Below are 13,187 nucleotides of genomic sequence, written 5' to 3'. Positions count from 1 at the left end.
GTCAGGCCTTCCCCGCCTGCGCCTTGGCGCGGATGGCGTCGATCGTCGTTGTCGGGGTGATCGCCTGCTGGTCGAGGAAGCAATGGATGATGGCCGGCTTGCCCGAGGCCATCGCCCGCTCGAAGGCGGGAGCGAATTCCGCCGTCTCGCGCACTGTCTCGCCATGGCCGCCATAGGCGCGGGCGAGCGCGGCGAAATCCGGGTTCTTCAGCGTCGTCGCCGAGATGCGGGTGGGATAGTCGCGCTCCTGGTGCATGCGGATCGTGCCGTACATGCCGTTATCGACAACGATGACGATGATGGGCAGATCATATTGGCAGGCGGTGGCGAATTCCTGCCCGTTCATCATGAAGCAGCCGTCGCCGGCGAAGGCGATGACGGTCTTGTCCGGGTGCATGCGCTTGGCGCCGACCGCGGCCGGCGTGCCGTAGCCCATGGAGCCCGAGGTCGGGGCGAGCTGCGAGCCGTATTTGCGGAAGCGCAGGAAGCGATGGACCCAGGTGGCATAGTTGCCGGCGCCGTTGCAGACGATGGCGTCGTCCGGCAACCGGTCGCGCAGCCAGGCCATGACCTCGCCATACTGGAAGGCGCCGGGCAGGCGGGCGGGATTGCCGGTCCAGGCGAGATAGCTCTCGTGGGCCGCCTTGGCGGCGCCGGCCCAGGCGATGACCTGCGGCGGCTGCACGCCCTCCAGCGAGGCGGCAAAGGCCGTCGGGCTCGCCTGGATCGGCAGATGCGCCTGATAGACGCGGCCGACTTCCTCCGCCCCGGGATGGACGTGGACGAAGGTCATCTGCGGCTGGGGAATGTCGAGGAGCGTGTAGCTCTGCGAGGCGATCTCCGAGAGCCTTCCGCCGAGCGCGATGAGGAGATCGCTCTCCTTGATCAGCTTCAGCATGTCCGGATTGCCGCCGAGACCGAGATCACCCGCGTAGTTCGGATGGGTATGGTCGAACAGCATCTGACGGCGGAACTGGCAGATGACGGGCAGGTCGAAGCGCTCGGCGAAGCGCGTCACCGAGGACACCGCCTTCTCCGACCAGCGCGAGCCGCCGAGCACCAGCACCGGCTTCTTCGCGGCCCACAGGAGCTTCTGGAACTTCGCCATGTCGGTGAGGCCCGGCCAGGTCTCGGCGGCCTCGACATAGGGGGCGTCGACGACGGCGGCGCTCTCGGTCAGCATGTCCTCGGGCAGCACCAGCACGACGGGACCCGGGCGGCCCTGCATGGCGGTGGCATAGGCGCGGGCGACCATCTCGGGAATGCGGGCGCAATCGTCGATCTCGGCGACCCATTTGCACATGCCGCCGAAGAACTGGGTGTAGTCCATCTCCTGGAAGGCATCGCGGCCGCGCATGCTGTGGTCGATCTGGCCGACGAAGAGGATCATCGGCGTCGAATCCTGCTGGGCGATGTGCAGGCCGGGTGAAGCATTGGTGGCGCCGGGGCCGCGGGTCACCATGCAGATGCCGGGGCGCCCGGTGAGCTTGCCATAGGCCTCCGCCATCATGGCGGCGCCGCCCTCCTGCCGGCAGATGGTGACGGCGGACTTCGCGTCATGCAGCGCGTCGAGCACGGCCAGATAGCTCTCGCCCGGCACGCAGAAGACGTGGTCGCAGCCCTGGGCGACGAGCTGGTCCACCAGAATCTGGCCACCGGTGCGGGTGACGGTTTCAGCGCGCATGGATGAGGTCCTCGGATCGCTTCCGGCCGCGTTCGCCCGCGGCCTGGTTCGCCGCGGACCTTAGCGGCAGCGGCGCGGGGCGGGAAGGGTGACCTCGGACAGGTACCTATGTCGCGGAAGTCCAACGCACCGGTGGCGGCGACGCGCATTTTCTGCATCAAATGGCTGCGTTGCGCCAAACTACGGGAAACATCGTGCTGACTCTCTATCTTGCGCCGGGGGCGAGTTCGATGGCCCCTCACATTGCACTCCACGAAATCGGCAAGCCATTCGAGATCTGTGCGCTCTCCTTCGCCAGAAAGGACAACCGGGAAGCAAGCTATCTGGCGCTTAATCCCGAAGGAAAGGTACCGACCCTCATTATCGACGGGCGCGCCCTGACTGAAGTCGCGGCTATCCTCTTCTATCTCGCCAAGCGATATCCTTCGGCAGAACTGCTACCGCAGGACATCGAGATGGAAGCGCATGTGGTTTCCTGGATGTCGTTTATTGCCGCAACGGTGCATCCGGCCAGACGACAAGGCCTTGACCATGCGCGAATGATTTATACGCTGGCAGATCAAAGGCTCGGCGACAGGCCGTGGGCGACCGGCAACTATTCCATTGCGGACATTCACTTGTTTCGACTCTTCTGGCGTTTCTACAACTCTCTGAAGCCGCCGAAGACCGAATTTCCCCGTCTCTTTGCGCATTATGAACGGATGATGGCTCGCCCTGCAGTCCGACGCACCTGCGAGATCGAGGCTTCAATCGGGTATGAATTGCCGGCGTGAGCCGACCCGGCAGTCAGTCCCCCCTCAATCCCCCCTCAGCGCGAACGCCTTCTTCGCCGCCGGCCGCGCCATGGCCGCCTCGTACCAGCCCCTGATCGCCGGCTTGTCGGCGAGGAGCTTAGAGAAGCGCAGGTAGAAGACGCAGGCCGCCACATTGAGGTCGACGATGGTGAAGCGGCTGCCGACGAGATAGCCGCCATGGCTGGCGAGATGGCCCTCCAGCACGGCGAGCGGCGCGTTCAGGGTCTCGGTGCTTTTCGCCACCACCGCCGGGTCGCGCTCGGCGACGGGCTTCAGCGTCTCGTGCTGCATCAGCGCCAGCGCCGCGGCCTCCACCTCGGTCACCGCCCACATCGACCACATGGTCATGAGCCCGTCCTCGTCCACCGTTTCCGGCGCCAGCGGCCCGCCGGCCTTCTTCGCGAGGTGCAGGTTGATGGCGAGCGATTCCCACAGGATGACGCCGTCGACATCGGCCGCCGGCACCCGGCCGTTGGGGTTGATGGCGAGGAAGTCGGGCTTGCGCGAGCCCTCCGGCCCATAGACCACCGGCGCGTGGGTATAGGTGAGGCCGAGTTCCTCGCAGGCCCAGAGGTTGCGGATCGCCCGCGACTTGGCGATGCCATAGATGGTGATGCTCATGCGAGGCCTCATTGGCGGAACGATTCCCGCGCAATGATAAGCCGCTGCACCTCGCTCGTCCCCTCATAGATACGGGTGATCCGCGCATCCCTCACATGCCGTTCGACGGGATAGTCGGCGCAATAGCCGGCGCCGCCATGGAGCTGCAGGGCGGTGTCGGTGGCCCGCCCCGCCGCCTCGGAGGCGAAGAGCTTGGCCATGGAGGCCTCGCGGCCGAAGGGCTCGCCGCGGTCCTTCTTCGCCGCCGCCGACAGGATCAGGAGGCGCGCCGCCTCGAGCTCGGTCTCGCGGTCGGCCACCATCCACTGGATCCCCTGGAAATCGGCGATGGCCTGACCGAACTGGCGGCGCTCCTTCACATAGGCCTTGGCCGCGTCCATGGCGGCGCGGGCGATGCCGAGGGAGAGCGCGGCGATGCCGATGCGCCCTCCGGCGAGTTCCCCCACCGCGATGCGGAAGCCGTCGTCGAGCTTGCCCATGAGCGCCGCGGCCGGCACCCGGCAGCCGTCGAAATGCACCGTGTTGGTGGCCGAGCCGTGCTGGCCGAGCTTGCGTTCCGCCTTGCCAATGGAAAGGCCCGGCGTGCCCGCTTCCACCAGGAAGCAGGAAATGCCCTTGCCCTTCCGCGCCTCCGGATCGGTCACCGCCCAGACGATGAAGAGCCCGGCATATTCGGCGGAGGTGATGTAGATCTTCTCGCCGTCGAGCACGAAATGATCGCCATCGCGGCGGGCGCGGGTCTTCATCCCGGCGGGGTCGGACCCGGCGCCGGATTCGGTCAAGCAGAAGCCGGCGGCGGGATAGGTGCCGTCGGCGATCTTTGGGATATAGCCGCGCTTCTGCTCGTCCGAGCCCACCGCCTGGATCACCTCGGCGACCATGTTGGTGACGGAGGCGGTGACCCCCGTGGCGGCGCAGGCATAGCCGAGCTCCTCGATGGCCAGCGCAAAGGCCGCCGTGCCGGCTTCCGTGCCGCCGAAGTCGGCAGAGACGTTCACCGCCATGAAGCCCGCCTCGGCGAAGGCTTTCAGGTTCGCGAGGAACTGCGCGCGCCCCTCGCCGCGGTCGAGGACGGCAGCCAGCGGCGCGGCGATCTCCGTCGCCATGGTCCGCGCGGTGTCGCGGATGAGAAGCTCTTCCTCGGTGAGTGCGAACAGCATGGGCGGCCTCCGGTCATGATCAGGATTTAGGGGAGGCGGCGGGGGCCGGCAATCCGGCGAAACGGCGGTGGGGGGGCGGTGCGTGGCGTTGAAGGGCCCCACCCGCATCCTCCCCGCTGCGCGGAGAGGGGGACTTCGACGTCGCGTCACGTTTCTTGCGCCGTGCCTGGCGCGACGGTCGAAGGCCGGTCGCGGAGGTCATAGCCCCCCTCTCCGCGCAGCGGGGAGGGTCAGGATGGGGCCTTCCTGACAGCAGATCGACGCGGGCGGCCACGGATGACGAAATCCCATCCACCGGCTAAGCAGGACACCATGACCTTTGTCTCCGATCCCCGCGCCTTTCTCCTGTCGCTCGGCCAGGCCGCCATCGCCGCCGCCCTGCCCGACCGCATGGCCGATCACCTGCCGGCCGTTCCGTCCGGACGCACCATCGTCGTCGGCGCCGGCAAGGCGGCGGCCAGCATGGCCCAGGCCTTCGAGCGCCTCTGGCCGGCGCCGCTCACGGGCACGGTCGTCACCCGCTACGGCCACGCTGTGCCCTGCAGCCGCATCGACGTTCTGGAAGCCTCGCACCCGGTCCCCGACGCGGCGGGCCTTGCCGCCACCCGGGCCATCCTCGCGCGCCTCGACGGCCTCACCGCCGACGACCTCGTCGTCGCCCTGATCTCCGGCGGCGGCTCGGCCCTCCTCGCCCTGCCCGGCGGCGACCTCATCCTCGACGACCTCAAGACGGTCAATGCCGCCCTGCTCGCCTCCGGCGCCGACATCACCGCCATGAACTGCGTCAGGAAACACGTCTCCGCCGTCGCCGGCGGCCGGCTGGCGGCGGCGGCCCATCCCGCACGCCTCGTGACCATCGCCATTTCCGACGTGCCGGGCGACGACCCCGCGGTCATCGCCTCGGGACCCACCGTGCCCGACCCGACGACGCGCGAGGAAGCCCTCGCCATCGTCGCCCGCTACCGCATGGAGATGCCCCCGGCGGTCATGGCGCATCTCGAAAGCCCGGCCTGCGAGAGCGTCAAGCCGGACCACGCAGCCTTCGCCGGCGGCAGCGATGTCCGCCTCATCGCCCGTCCGGTGGAGAGCCTGCGCGCCGCCGCCAGTATCGCTGCGGCGGCGGGCCTGCCGACCCTCATCCTCGGCGACACGATCGAGGGCGAGGCGCGCGACGTGGCGCAGGTCCATGCCGCCCTCGCTCGTTCGGTGCTGGAGCATGGCCTGCCCGCCGCGCCGCCCCTGCTGATCCTGTCGGGCGGCGAGACCACCGTTACCCTGCCGAAGGACCGCCCGATCGGCCGCGGTGGCCGCAATTCGGAATTCGCCCTCGCCTTCGCCGCCGCCATTCTGCCGCTGCCGGCCGCCCTGCGCGACCGCATCCACGCCATCGCCCTCGACACCGACGGCATCGACGGCATCGAGGCCAATGCCGGCGCCCTGGTGACGCCGCAGATTCTCGCCGCTGCCGAGGCGCAGGGCCTGGCGCCGCGGACTTTCCTCGACCGTCACGACGGCTTCGGCTTTTTCAACGCGGTCGACGGCCTCGTTGTCACAGGACCGTCACACACCAACGTCAACGATTTCCGCGCCATCCTTGTGCAATGATGGCGTCGCGGTCCGGCTCAGGGAATGACAAATGACGATGCGCTTCGTCGGTTCAGGCATCCGCCTCGGCCTCGCCCTGCTGGCATTGACCCTGACCGGGCAGGAGACCTGGGCCCAGGCGCGCACGCAGGTGACGCTCTACACCTCCATCGAGACCGACCAGCTCGCCGTGTTCAAGCAGGCGATCGAGAAGGAACTGCCCGACATCGAGGTCCGATGGGTGCGCGATTCGACCGGCGTCATCACCGCCCGGGTGCTGGCCGAGCGTGAGAACCCGCGCGCCGACATGATATTCGGTCTGGCGGCGACCAGCCTGCTGCTCTTCGCCGCGACCGATCTTCTCGAGCCCTACAAGCCGAAGAACATCGAGGAGATCAAACCGGCCTTCCGCGATTCCGCAGCCCTGCACCGGTGGACCGGCATGGACGCCTATGTCGCGGCGATCTGCTTCAACCGCGATGAGGCCCGCAGGGTCGGCGCCCCCGCACCCAGCCGCTGGCGCGAGTTGCTCCACCCGACGCTGCGCCAGCGCATCGTCATGCCCCATCCCGCCTCGTCGGGCACCGGCTTCCTGCTCGTCGCCGGCTGGATCCAGATGATGGGCGAGGAAGCCGCCTGGGCCTTCATGGAACAGCTGCACGACCATGTCGCGATCTACACCCATTCCGGCAGCGCGCCCTGCGTCCAGTCGGCACGCGGCGAGCGGGTGGTAGGCCTGTCCTTCGATATGCGCGGCGCGCGCGAGAAGAGCATGGGGGCCCCCATCGACGTCATCGTGCCGGAAGACGGCGCGGGATGGGAAATGGAGGCCTTCGCCCTCGTCCGCGACCGCCCGGTGCCGCAGGCCGACGCCGCCCGCCGCATCGCCGACTGGGCGACCAGCCGTCGCGCCAACGAGCTCTACGCGCAGTTCTACGCCGTGGTGGCCCATCGCGACGTGGTCAACCGGCCGGCCAACTACCCGCCCCATGCCGAGGAGCGCATGCTGCGCAACGACTTCTCCTGGATGGCGCAGAACCGCGAGCGCATCCTCTCGGAATGGTCGCGTCGCTTCGACAACCGGATGCCCGCGCCGCGCTGAGCGGCGGCGCCCCTTCGACGCCGATGCGAAACGGCCCCGCGCCTTGGGAGCGACGGGGCCGTTGCTGTTTTGAGGAGCCGGGGCGGCCCTCGGCCGCCCCGTTCCGAAGGGTCAGTTGCTGGCGGTGACGCCGGCAGCGCGGATGACCGGGGTCCATTTGGCGATTTCCGCCTCAAGGAAGGCACGCAGGCCGGCCGGCGTCGCGAGGTTGTCGGCGGGCAGGTCGGCGCCGAGCTCGGCCAGCCGGGCCCGGACGCCGGCATCGGCGAGCGCCGCGCGCAGCGACTCGTTCAGCCGGTTGACGATCGGCTCCGGCGTGCCCTTCGGCGCCAGCATGGCGTTCCACACCACCACCTGGTAGCCGGGCAGGCCGGCTTCGGCCGTGGTCGGGACATCCGGCAGGGCGGCGTTACGCGTCGCCTGGGCGACGGCGAAGGCCTTGATCGTGCCGGCGCGGACCTGCGGGGCGACGTTGACCACCTGGTCGCAGAGATAGTCGACCTGGCCGGCGACGAGGTCGTTCATGGCCGGACCGGTGCCGCGATAGGGCACGCTCTGCGGCTTCACGCCGATGATGGCATGCAGCAACAGGCAGGTCGTGTGGCTGACCGAGCCGATACCGGCATGGGCGTTGTTGGCGGTGCGCTCGTTGGCCTTCAGCCAGGTGACGAATTCGGCCAGTGTGTTGGCCGGCAGCGCCTTCTTCGCCGTGATCAGGATGGCATTGGTATTGACCAGGCCGATCGGGGCGAAATCCGTCACCGGATTGTAGCGCAGGTTCGGATAGAGGGCGACGGACGCGGCATGGGTCCCGGTATGGCCGATCATGATTGTGTAGCCGTCGGGCTGCTGCTGGGTGAGACGGGTCGCGCCCGTCGTGCCGCCGGCACCGGCGACGTTTTCGATCACCACCGCCTGACCGAGATTCTTCGACATGGCGTCCACAATGATGCGGGCGACGACGTCGGTCGGGCCGCCGGCCGCGAAGGGGATGATCATGGTGATGGCGCGCGTGGGATAGGTCTGCGCCGCAGCGGGTGCGGCGGCGGCCATGAGCGCGGCTGCGCCGGCGGCGATGAGATGACGTCTGTTCATGGAATTCCTCCTGGAAAGGGACGTTGTCGACCCGGCGCCGTCAGATGGCCGGTTATCGATCTCGCATACTCAATTTGGAACGACTTGGATAGAAGCAGCTGGGGCGGCATCTGGCCCCGGCAAGGAGACGAAGGCATGAGCGCGCAGGCTGCAACAGAAGGGCTCTTCCCCGGCTTCCGGCTGGAGGACGTCAAGACTTCCGGCACGACGATCCGCCTGCGCACCGGCGGGTGCGGTCCTGCCTTGCTGCTGCTCCACGGCTATCCGCAGACCCATGCCCTCTGGCACAAGGTCGCACCCCGGCTCGCCGAGCGCTACACGGTGGTTGCCGCCGACCTGCGCGGCTACGGCGACAGCGGCAAGCCGGAAACCACCGCCGACCACGCGCCCTATTCCAAGCGGGCCATGGCACAGGACATGGCGGAGGTGATGACCGCGCTCGGCCACGAGCGCTTCTTCCTCGCCGGCCACGACCGTGGCGGGCGAGTCGCCCACCGGCTCGCCCTCGACCATGCCGCGCGCGTGCGCAAGCTCGCCGTCCTCGACATCGCGCCGACCCGGGAGATGTATCGCGACACGACGGACGCCTTCGCCAGGGCCTATTGGCACTGGTTCTTCCTGATCACGCCCGCGCCCTTCCCGGAGCGCATGATCGGTGCCGATCCCGACACCTACTGGCTGAAGAAATGCGGGTCCGGCGCGGCCGGCCTGACGCCCTTCGCTCCCGCCGCACTGGCCGAGTATCTGCGCTGCTTCCGCGACCCTGCCGTCATCCATGCCAGTTGCGAGGACTATCGCGCCGCCGCCACCATCGACATCGCCCATGACGATGCCGACGGCGACCGCAGGCTCGCCTGCCCGCTGCGGGTCCTCTGGGGGCAGAACGGCGTCATCGCAAGCTGTTTCGATGCCCTCGCACTGTGGCGCGAGCGCGCCGTGGACGTTAGCGGCCGGGCGCTGCCGGGCGGGCACTATCTCGCCGAGGAGCTACCGGAGGAAGTGGCGGAGGAATTCGGCGCCTTCTTCACCTGAGATCAGGGCGTGGCGGCAATGCCGGCTTCGCGGATGATGCCGCCCCATTTGTCGATCTCAGCGCGCACCAGGGCGGTGAGCGCTGCCGGCTCGCGATCAGCGGGTAAAGGCAGGTCGGCGCCAAGCTCCATCAGCCGGGCGCTGACGGTTGGATCGGCCAGCGCCGTGTGCAGCGCGGCCGTGAGCCTCGCCATGACCGCAGGCGGCGTGCCGCGCGGCGCAAACAGGGCATTCCAGGCCGTCGCCTGGAAATCTGGCAAGCCGCCCTCCACCGAGGTCGGGAGGTTTGGAGCGGCAGGCGATCGCGTGCGCGTGGCAATGGCCATGCCCTTGACGGTGCCGGCCAGAACCTGCGGCAGGGCACCTGCGGTCTGATCGCAGCCATAGTCGATCTCGCCGGAGATCAGCGCGCTCAACACCGGCGCGGTGCCGCGATAGGGGATGTGGGTGACCTCGACCCCGATCAGCGCATTGAACATGGCACAGGCCAGATGGGAGGTGGCGCCGACACCGGCCGTACCGAAATTCAACCTGTTCGCGTTGGCCTTCACATGGGCGATGAACTGGCCGAGATCACGGGCTGGAACCTTGGGGCTCGCCAGCAGCAGCATGGGCGTGGAGGCGATCAGGCCGACAGGCGCGAAATCGCGGTTCGGGTCATAGGGCAGGTTTGCCTGCAGCGACACAGCGGCGGCATGGGTGCCCATGTTGCCGACCACAATGGTCGCGCCATCGGGGGCTGCCCGCGCCGCCCGGCTCACCCCGGTGACACCGGAATTGCCGGCGACATTCTCGACGATCACCGCCACGCCGAGCGTCCGGCTCATGCTGTCGGCGACGATGCGACCGATGACATCGGTCGGGCCGCCGGCGGCGAAGGGCACAATCAGGGTGATCGGCCGCAGCGCCGGCGTCTGTGCCAGCGCGGTCAGGGGGCCGGCCGCCGCCAAGGCGAGGCCGACCATCAGGCGTGCCAAAACCATCATCGCTGAAATCCCCCTCAGGTTCTCAAAGGGGATACGCATGAGGCAGTGACGGCGTTACGCCCTGCGGCGTCGCGTCATCACGCGGGGATGACGGCCTCAGTTCCCCGCCGTGACGCCGGCCGCCTGGATCACCGGCGTCCACTTGTCGACTTCGGCCGCGACATGCGCACGCAGCGCTTCCGGCGTCTGGCCCGCCGGATCGGGAATCTCGCAGCCGAGTTCGAGCAGCCGCTTGCGCACCGCCTCGTCGGCGAGAGCAGCACGGCCGGCGGCGTTGAGCCGGTCGACGATCGGCCGCGGCGTGCCCTTGGGCGCGAAGATGGCGTTCCAGCCGACCGCCTGGAAGGCCGGCAGGCCGCCTTCCGTGCTGGTCGGCACATCAGGCGCCGTTGGCAACCGGGACGGCGTCGCCACCACGAAGGTCTTCAGGTTGGCGAGTTGCGGCACGATGCCGACGGTCTGGTCGCAGACATAGTCGAGCTGCTTGCCGAGCAGGGCCGCCATGGCCGGTCCCGAGCCGCGGAACGGCACATGCTGGACCGGCGCACCGACGAGATGGTGGAAGAAGACGCAGGTCAGGTGCGAGGTCGAGCCGACACCGCCATGGCCATAATTGTAGCGGGTCGGATTGGCGCGGATGAGTGCGATCATCTCCTGCAGCGTATTGGCGGGAAAGTCCTTGTGGGCCGAGATCAGCATCGGCGTCCCCGCCGTGTTGATCACCGGCTCGAAGTCGGTGCGCGGGTCGTAGGCGAGGCGCGGATAGAGACCGACCGAGGCGGAATGGGTGCCGAGATTGCCCATCATGATCGTGTAGCCGTCAGGGGTCGCCCGCGCCACACGGGTCGAGGCCGTGGTGCCGCCGGCACCCGCGGCATTCTCCACCACGATGGTCTGGCCGAGCGTGCGCGACATGTGGTCGGCCACTATGCGGGCGATGATGTCCGTCGGCCCGCCCGCCGCGAAGGGCACGATCAGGGTGATCTGGCGGCTGGGATAGACATCGGCATGGGCCGGGCCGGCGAAGGCGGCGACGGCGAGCGCGGCAAGGCTGCAGATGATGCGTTTCATGGGGTCCTCCACAGGATGTTGGTGGCCGCTTGGGGCGCGGCTCTGGTCGACGGTCGGCTTCTAGAGATGTCTGAGCCCCCAGGCTTCAAGGAGCGGCAGAAGTTCGCCTTGGGTGCGCTGGCGATGGCGCCGCGCCGCAGCATCTGCCGCAGCGCCGTCGCCGGCGTGGATCGCCGCGATGATATCAGCGTGCTCGTCCGCGGAGGCACCGAGATTGCCGCGCAGGTGCAGCGTCAGCATCCGGGCGCGGTGCATCTGGTCGCCGACCGTCCGGGCGATGCGGCTGATGCGTCCATTGGCGGCGCTCTCGACCAGCGCCCGGTGAAAGGCATCGTCCGCCTCGCCCCAGGCCCTGATGTCCCCGGCGGCGAGTGCGGCGCCCATGCGGCCGTTGGCTGCCGCCAGACGCGCGGCGGCCGCGGCGCGGTCCGCATCCGGGCGGGCGGCGGCGAGTTCGGCGGCGCGGCCCTCGATGGCGATCATGACGTCGTAGATCTCGCGGACGTCGTCCGGCGCCAGGGCGCAGATGACGATGCCGCGCTTCGGCACGATGCGGACGAGGCCTTCCTCCTGCAGCTTCAGCACGGCCTCGTGGACCGGCGTGCGGCTGACGCCGAGACGCAGGGCGATCTCCTGGGCCGAGGCCTGGTAGCCCGGCGCGAAGGTTCCGTCGAAGATCGCCGCCTTGATGGCGGCATAGGCGTCGTCGACCCGCGAGGGTCGCCTGTCCACCGTCGCTCCGATCCCTGCCGTCATCGCATCCTCGTGCGCCGACTCATAGCAACTTCCATGGAAGCTGCAATGGAATGTTGACAGCCGACCTCCGGCAGAGCACTGGGCGATGGACAGGAGAGCCCACCATGAAGAGCTACCGGATCGCCGCCATTCCCGGAGACGGCATCGGCACCGAGGTCGTCGCGGCCGGTGTCGCGGTGCTGGAGGCGCTCGCCGCCCGCGACGGCGGTTTCGCCATGGCCTTCGACCATTTCGACTGGGGCGGCGACTATTACAAGCGCCATGGCCGCATGATGCCGGAGGACGGCCGCGCGCAGATCCGCCACCACGACGCGATCCTCTTCGGCTCGGCGGGCCACCCCGACATTCCCGACCACATCACGCTGTGGGGGCTGAGGCTGGCCATCTGCCAGCCCTTCGACCAGTACGCCAACGTGCGCCCCACACGGATCCTGCCGGGCATCACCTCGCCACTGCGCCATGTCACGGGACCCGAGCTCGACTGGGTCATCGTCCGCGAGAATTCCGAGGGCGAATATGCCGGGGTCGGCGGCCGCGTCCACCAGGGGCTGCCGATCGAGGCAGCCACCGACGTCTCATTGATGACCCGCGCCGGCGTCACCCGCATCATGCGCTTCGCCTTCCGCCTGGCCCAGTCGCGGCCGCGCAAGCTGCTCACCGTCGTCACCAAGTCCAATGCCCAGCGCTACGCCATGGTCATGTGGGACGAGATCGCCGTCGAGGTGGCACAGGAGTTCCCGTACGTGACCTGGGACAAGGCCATCGTCGACGCCATGACCATGCGCATGACGCTCAAGCCCGAGACGATCGACACCGTCGTCGCCACCAACCTGCACGCCGACATCCTGTCCGATCTCGCCGCGGCGCTGGCCGGCTCGCTCGGCATCGCGCCGACCGCCAACCTCAACCCGGAGCGCGAATTCCCCTCCATGTTCGAACCCATCCACGGCTCGGCCTTCGACATCATGGGCAAGGGCGTCGCCAATCCGGTCGGCACCTTCTGGTCCGCATCGATGATGCTCGACCATCTCGGCGAGCCGGCCGCCGCGGCGCGGCTGATGCGCGCCATCGAGCGCGTCACCGCCGACCCGTCGCTGCACACGCCCGATCTCGGCGGCCGGGCGACGACGCCGCAGGTGACGGAGGCGGTCATCGCCGCCATCAAGGCCGACAACGAATAGCAGGTCGTCGCGCCGGCCTCTGGCAAGGACGGGGCTGCCGCTCTATGCCCGGGCGAACGGTCGAATGTTCGCTCTTCGCGTCATGGCCGGGCTTGTCCCGGCCATCCACGACGTGAACACG

General features: G+C 68.7%; 12 protein-coding genes. 5 read left to right on the top strand and 7 right to left on the bottom strand.

All coding sequences use genetic code 11. From position 1 onward, the window contains the following. Nucleotide 1: 1 nt before the first annotated feature. Nucleotides 2-1,684, bottom strand: a complete 1,683-nt coding sequence (locus tag Q8O26_RS14525) for a thiamine pyrophosphate-binding protein (protein WP_305576805.1) — start codon at nt 1,682-1,684, stop codon at nt 2-4. Between the two features lie 194 nt (nt 1,685-1,878). On the opposite strand from Q8O26_RS14525, the gene Q8O26_RS14520 reads away from it, so the two are divergent. Next, nucleotides 1,879-2,457, top strand: coding sequence for a glutathione S-transferase family protein (locus Q8O26_RS14520; protein ID WP_305576803.1), 579 nt, complete (start codon nt 1,879-1,881; stop codon nt 2,455-2,457). Nucleotides 2,458-2,481: 24 nt separating this feature from the next. On the opposite strand, the gene Q8O26_RS14515 is transcribed toward Q8O26_RS14520, so the two are convergent. Together Q8O26_RS14515 and Q8O26_RS14510 are read right to left on the bottom strand one after the other, a co-directional pair. Beyond that, nucleotides 2,482-3,099, bottom strand: coding sequence for a glutathione S-transferase family protein (locus Q8O26_RS14515; protein WP_305576801.1), 618 nt, complete (start codon nt 3,097-3,099; stop codon nt 2,482-2,484). An 8-nt stretch (nt 3,100-3,107) separates the two neighbouring features. Then, the gene (locus tag Q8O26_RS14510) at nt 3,108-4,259 is read right to left on the bottom strand and encodes an acyl-CoA dehydrogenase family protein (protein WP_305576799.1); all 1,152 of its coding nucleotides are present in this window, start codon (nt 4,257-4,259) and stop codon (nt 3,108-3,110) included. Nucleotides 4,260-4,571: 312 nt separating this feature from the next. Here Q8O26_RS14510 and Q8O26_RS14505 point away from each other — a divergent pair, with 312 nt between their 5' ends. Further along, nucleotides 4,572-5,864: a glycerate kinase gene (locus Q8O26_RS14505; RefSeq protein ID WP_305576797.1), complete on the top strand. Its 1,293-nt coding sequence runs from the start codon at nt 4,572-4,574 to the stop codon at nt 5,862-5,864. 31 nt (nt 5,865-5,895) lie between these two features. Then, complete coding sequence (locus Q8O26_RS14500) at nt 5,896-6,945, top strand: putative 2-aminoethylphosphonate ABC transporter substrate-binding protein (RefSeq protein WP_305576795.1); 1,050 nt, start codon at nt 5,896-5,898, stop codon at nt 6,943-6,945. A gap of 111 nt (nt 6,946-7,056) precedes the next feature. On the opposite strand, the gene Q8O26_RS14495 is transcribed toward Q8O26_RS14500, so the two are convergent. Further along, nucleotides 7,057-8,040 (bottom strand): tripartite tricarboxylate transporter substrate-binding protein, encoded by a 984-nt coding sequence (locus Q8O26_RS14495; RefSeq protein WP_305576793.1) that lies wholly within the window; start codon nt 8,038-8,040, stop codon nt 7,057-7,059. A gap of 135 nt (nt 8,041-8,175) precedes the next feature. Here Q8O26_RS14495 and Q8O26_RS14490 point away from each other — a divergent pair, with 135 nt between their 5' ends. Beyond that, on the top strand, nt 8,176-9,072 hold the full coding sequence (locus Q8O26_RS14490) for an alpha/beta fold hydrolase (protein WP_305576791.1): 897 nt from the start codon (nt 8,176-8,178) through the stop codon (nt 9,070-9,072). A gap of 2 nt (nt 9,073-9,074) precedes the next feature. Here Q8O26_RS14490 and Q8O26_RS14485 read toward each other — a convergent pair whose 3' ends face one another. The 3 genes from Q8O26_RS14485 to Q8O26_RS14475 all read right to left on the bottom strand — a co-directional run bounded on the left by Q8O26_RS14485 (nt 9,075) and on the right by Q8O26_RS14475 (nt 11,885). Then, nucleotides 9,075-10,058 (bottom strand): tripartite tricarboxylate transporter substrate-binding protein, encoded by a 984-nt coding sequence (locus Q8O26_RS14485; protein WP_305576789.1) that lies wholly within the window; start codon nt 10,056-10,058, stop codon nt 9,075-9,077. Nucleotides 10,059-10,154: 96 nt separating this feature from the next. Beyond that, the gene (locus tag Q8O26_RS14480; RefSeq protein WP_305576787.1) at nt 10,155-11,129 is read right to left on the bottom strand and encodes a tripartite tricarboxylate transporter substrate-binding protein; all 975 of its coding nucleotides are present in this window, start codon (nt 11,127-11,129) and stop codon (nt 10,155-10,157) included. 60 nt (nt 11,130-11,189) lie between these two features. Further along, nucleotides 11,190-11,885 carry a GntR family transcriptional regulator gene (locus tag Q8O26_RS14475; protein WP_305576785.1) on the bottom strand — a complete coding sequence of 232 codons (696 nt, stop codon included), beginning with the start codon at nt 11,883-11,885 and terminating at the stop codon, nt 11,190-11,192. Between the two features lie 104 nt (nt 11,886-11,989). Between Q8O26_RS14475 and Q8O26_RS14470 the strand changes: the two genes are divergently transcribed. Then, the gene (locus Q8O26_RS14470) at nt 11,990-13,066 is read left to right on the top strand and encodes a tartrate dehydrogenase (RefSeq protein WP_305576783.1); all 1,077 of its coding nucleotides are present in this window, start codon (nt 11,990-11,992) and stop codon (nt 13,064-13,066) included. Nucleotides 13,067-13,187: the final 121 nt, after the last annotated feature.

Origin of the sequence: Phreatobacter sp., from assembly GCF_030691135.1 — a bacterium.
Classification (GTDB): domain Bacteria; phylum Pseudomonadota; class Alphaproteobacteria; order Rhizobiales; family Phreatobacteraceae; genus Phreatobacter.
This window is presented reverse-complemented; position numbering and strand designations above follow the sequence as displayed.

What these genes read in the sequence shown, in the direction of transcription:
- Q8O26_RS14500 (WP_305576795.1), top strand. Translation starts at nt 5,896, where the DNA reads ATGACGATGCGCTTCGTCGGTTCAGGCATCCGCCTCGGCCTCGCCCTG.
- Q8O26_RS14475 (WP_305576785.1), bottom strand. Translation starts at nt 11,885, where the DNA reads ATGACGGCAGGGATCGGAGCGACGGTGGACAGGCGACCCTCGCGGGTC.
- Q8O26_RS14470 (WP_305576783.1), top strand. Translation starts at nt 11,990, where the DNA reads ATGAAGAGCTACCGGATCGCCGCCATTCCCGGAGACGGCATCGGCACC.
- Q8O26_RS14525 (WP_305576805.1), bottom strand. Translation starts at nt 1,684, where the DNA reads ATGCGCGCTGAAACCGTCACCCGCACCGGTGGCCAGATTCTGGTGGAC.
- Q8O26_RS14490 (WP_305576791.1), top strand. Translation starts at nt 8,176, where the DNA reads ATGAGCGCGCAGGCTGCAACAGAAGGGCTCTTCCCCGGCTTCCGGCTG.
- Q8O26_RS14505 (WP_305576797.1), top strand. Translation starts at nt 4,572, where the DNA reads ATGACCTTTGTCTCCGATCCCCGCGCCTTTCTCCTGTCGCTCGGCCAG.
- Q8O26_RS14480 (WP_305576787.1), bottom strand. Translation starts at nt 11,129, where the DNA reads ATGAAACGCATCATCTGCAGCCTTGCCGCGCTCGCCGTCGCCGCCTTC.
- Q8O26_RS14485 (WP_305576789.1), bottom strand. Translation starts at nt 10,058, where the DNA reads ATGATGGTTTTGGCACGCCTGATGGTCGGCCTCGCCTTGGCGGCGGCC.
- Q8O26_RS14510 (WP_305576799.1), bottom strand. Translation starts at nt 4,259, where the DNA reads ATGCTGTTCGCACTCACCGAGGAAGAGCTTCTCATCCGCGACACCGCG.
- Q8O26_RS14495 (WP_305576793.1), bottom strand. Translation starts at nt 8,040, where the DNA reads ATGAACAGACGTCATCTCATCGCCGCCGGCGCAGCCGCGCTCATGGCC.
- Q8O26_RS14515 (WP_305576801.1), bottom strand. Translation starts at nt 3,099, where the DNA reads ATGAGCATCACCATCTATGGCATCGCCAAGTCGCGGGCGATCCGCAAC.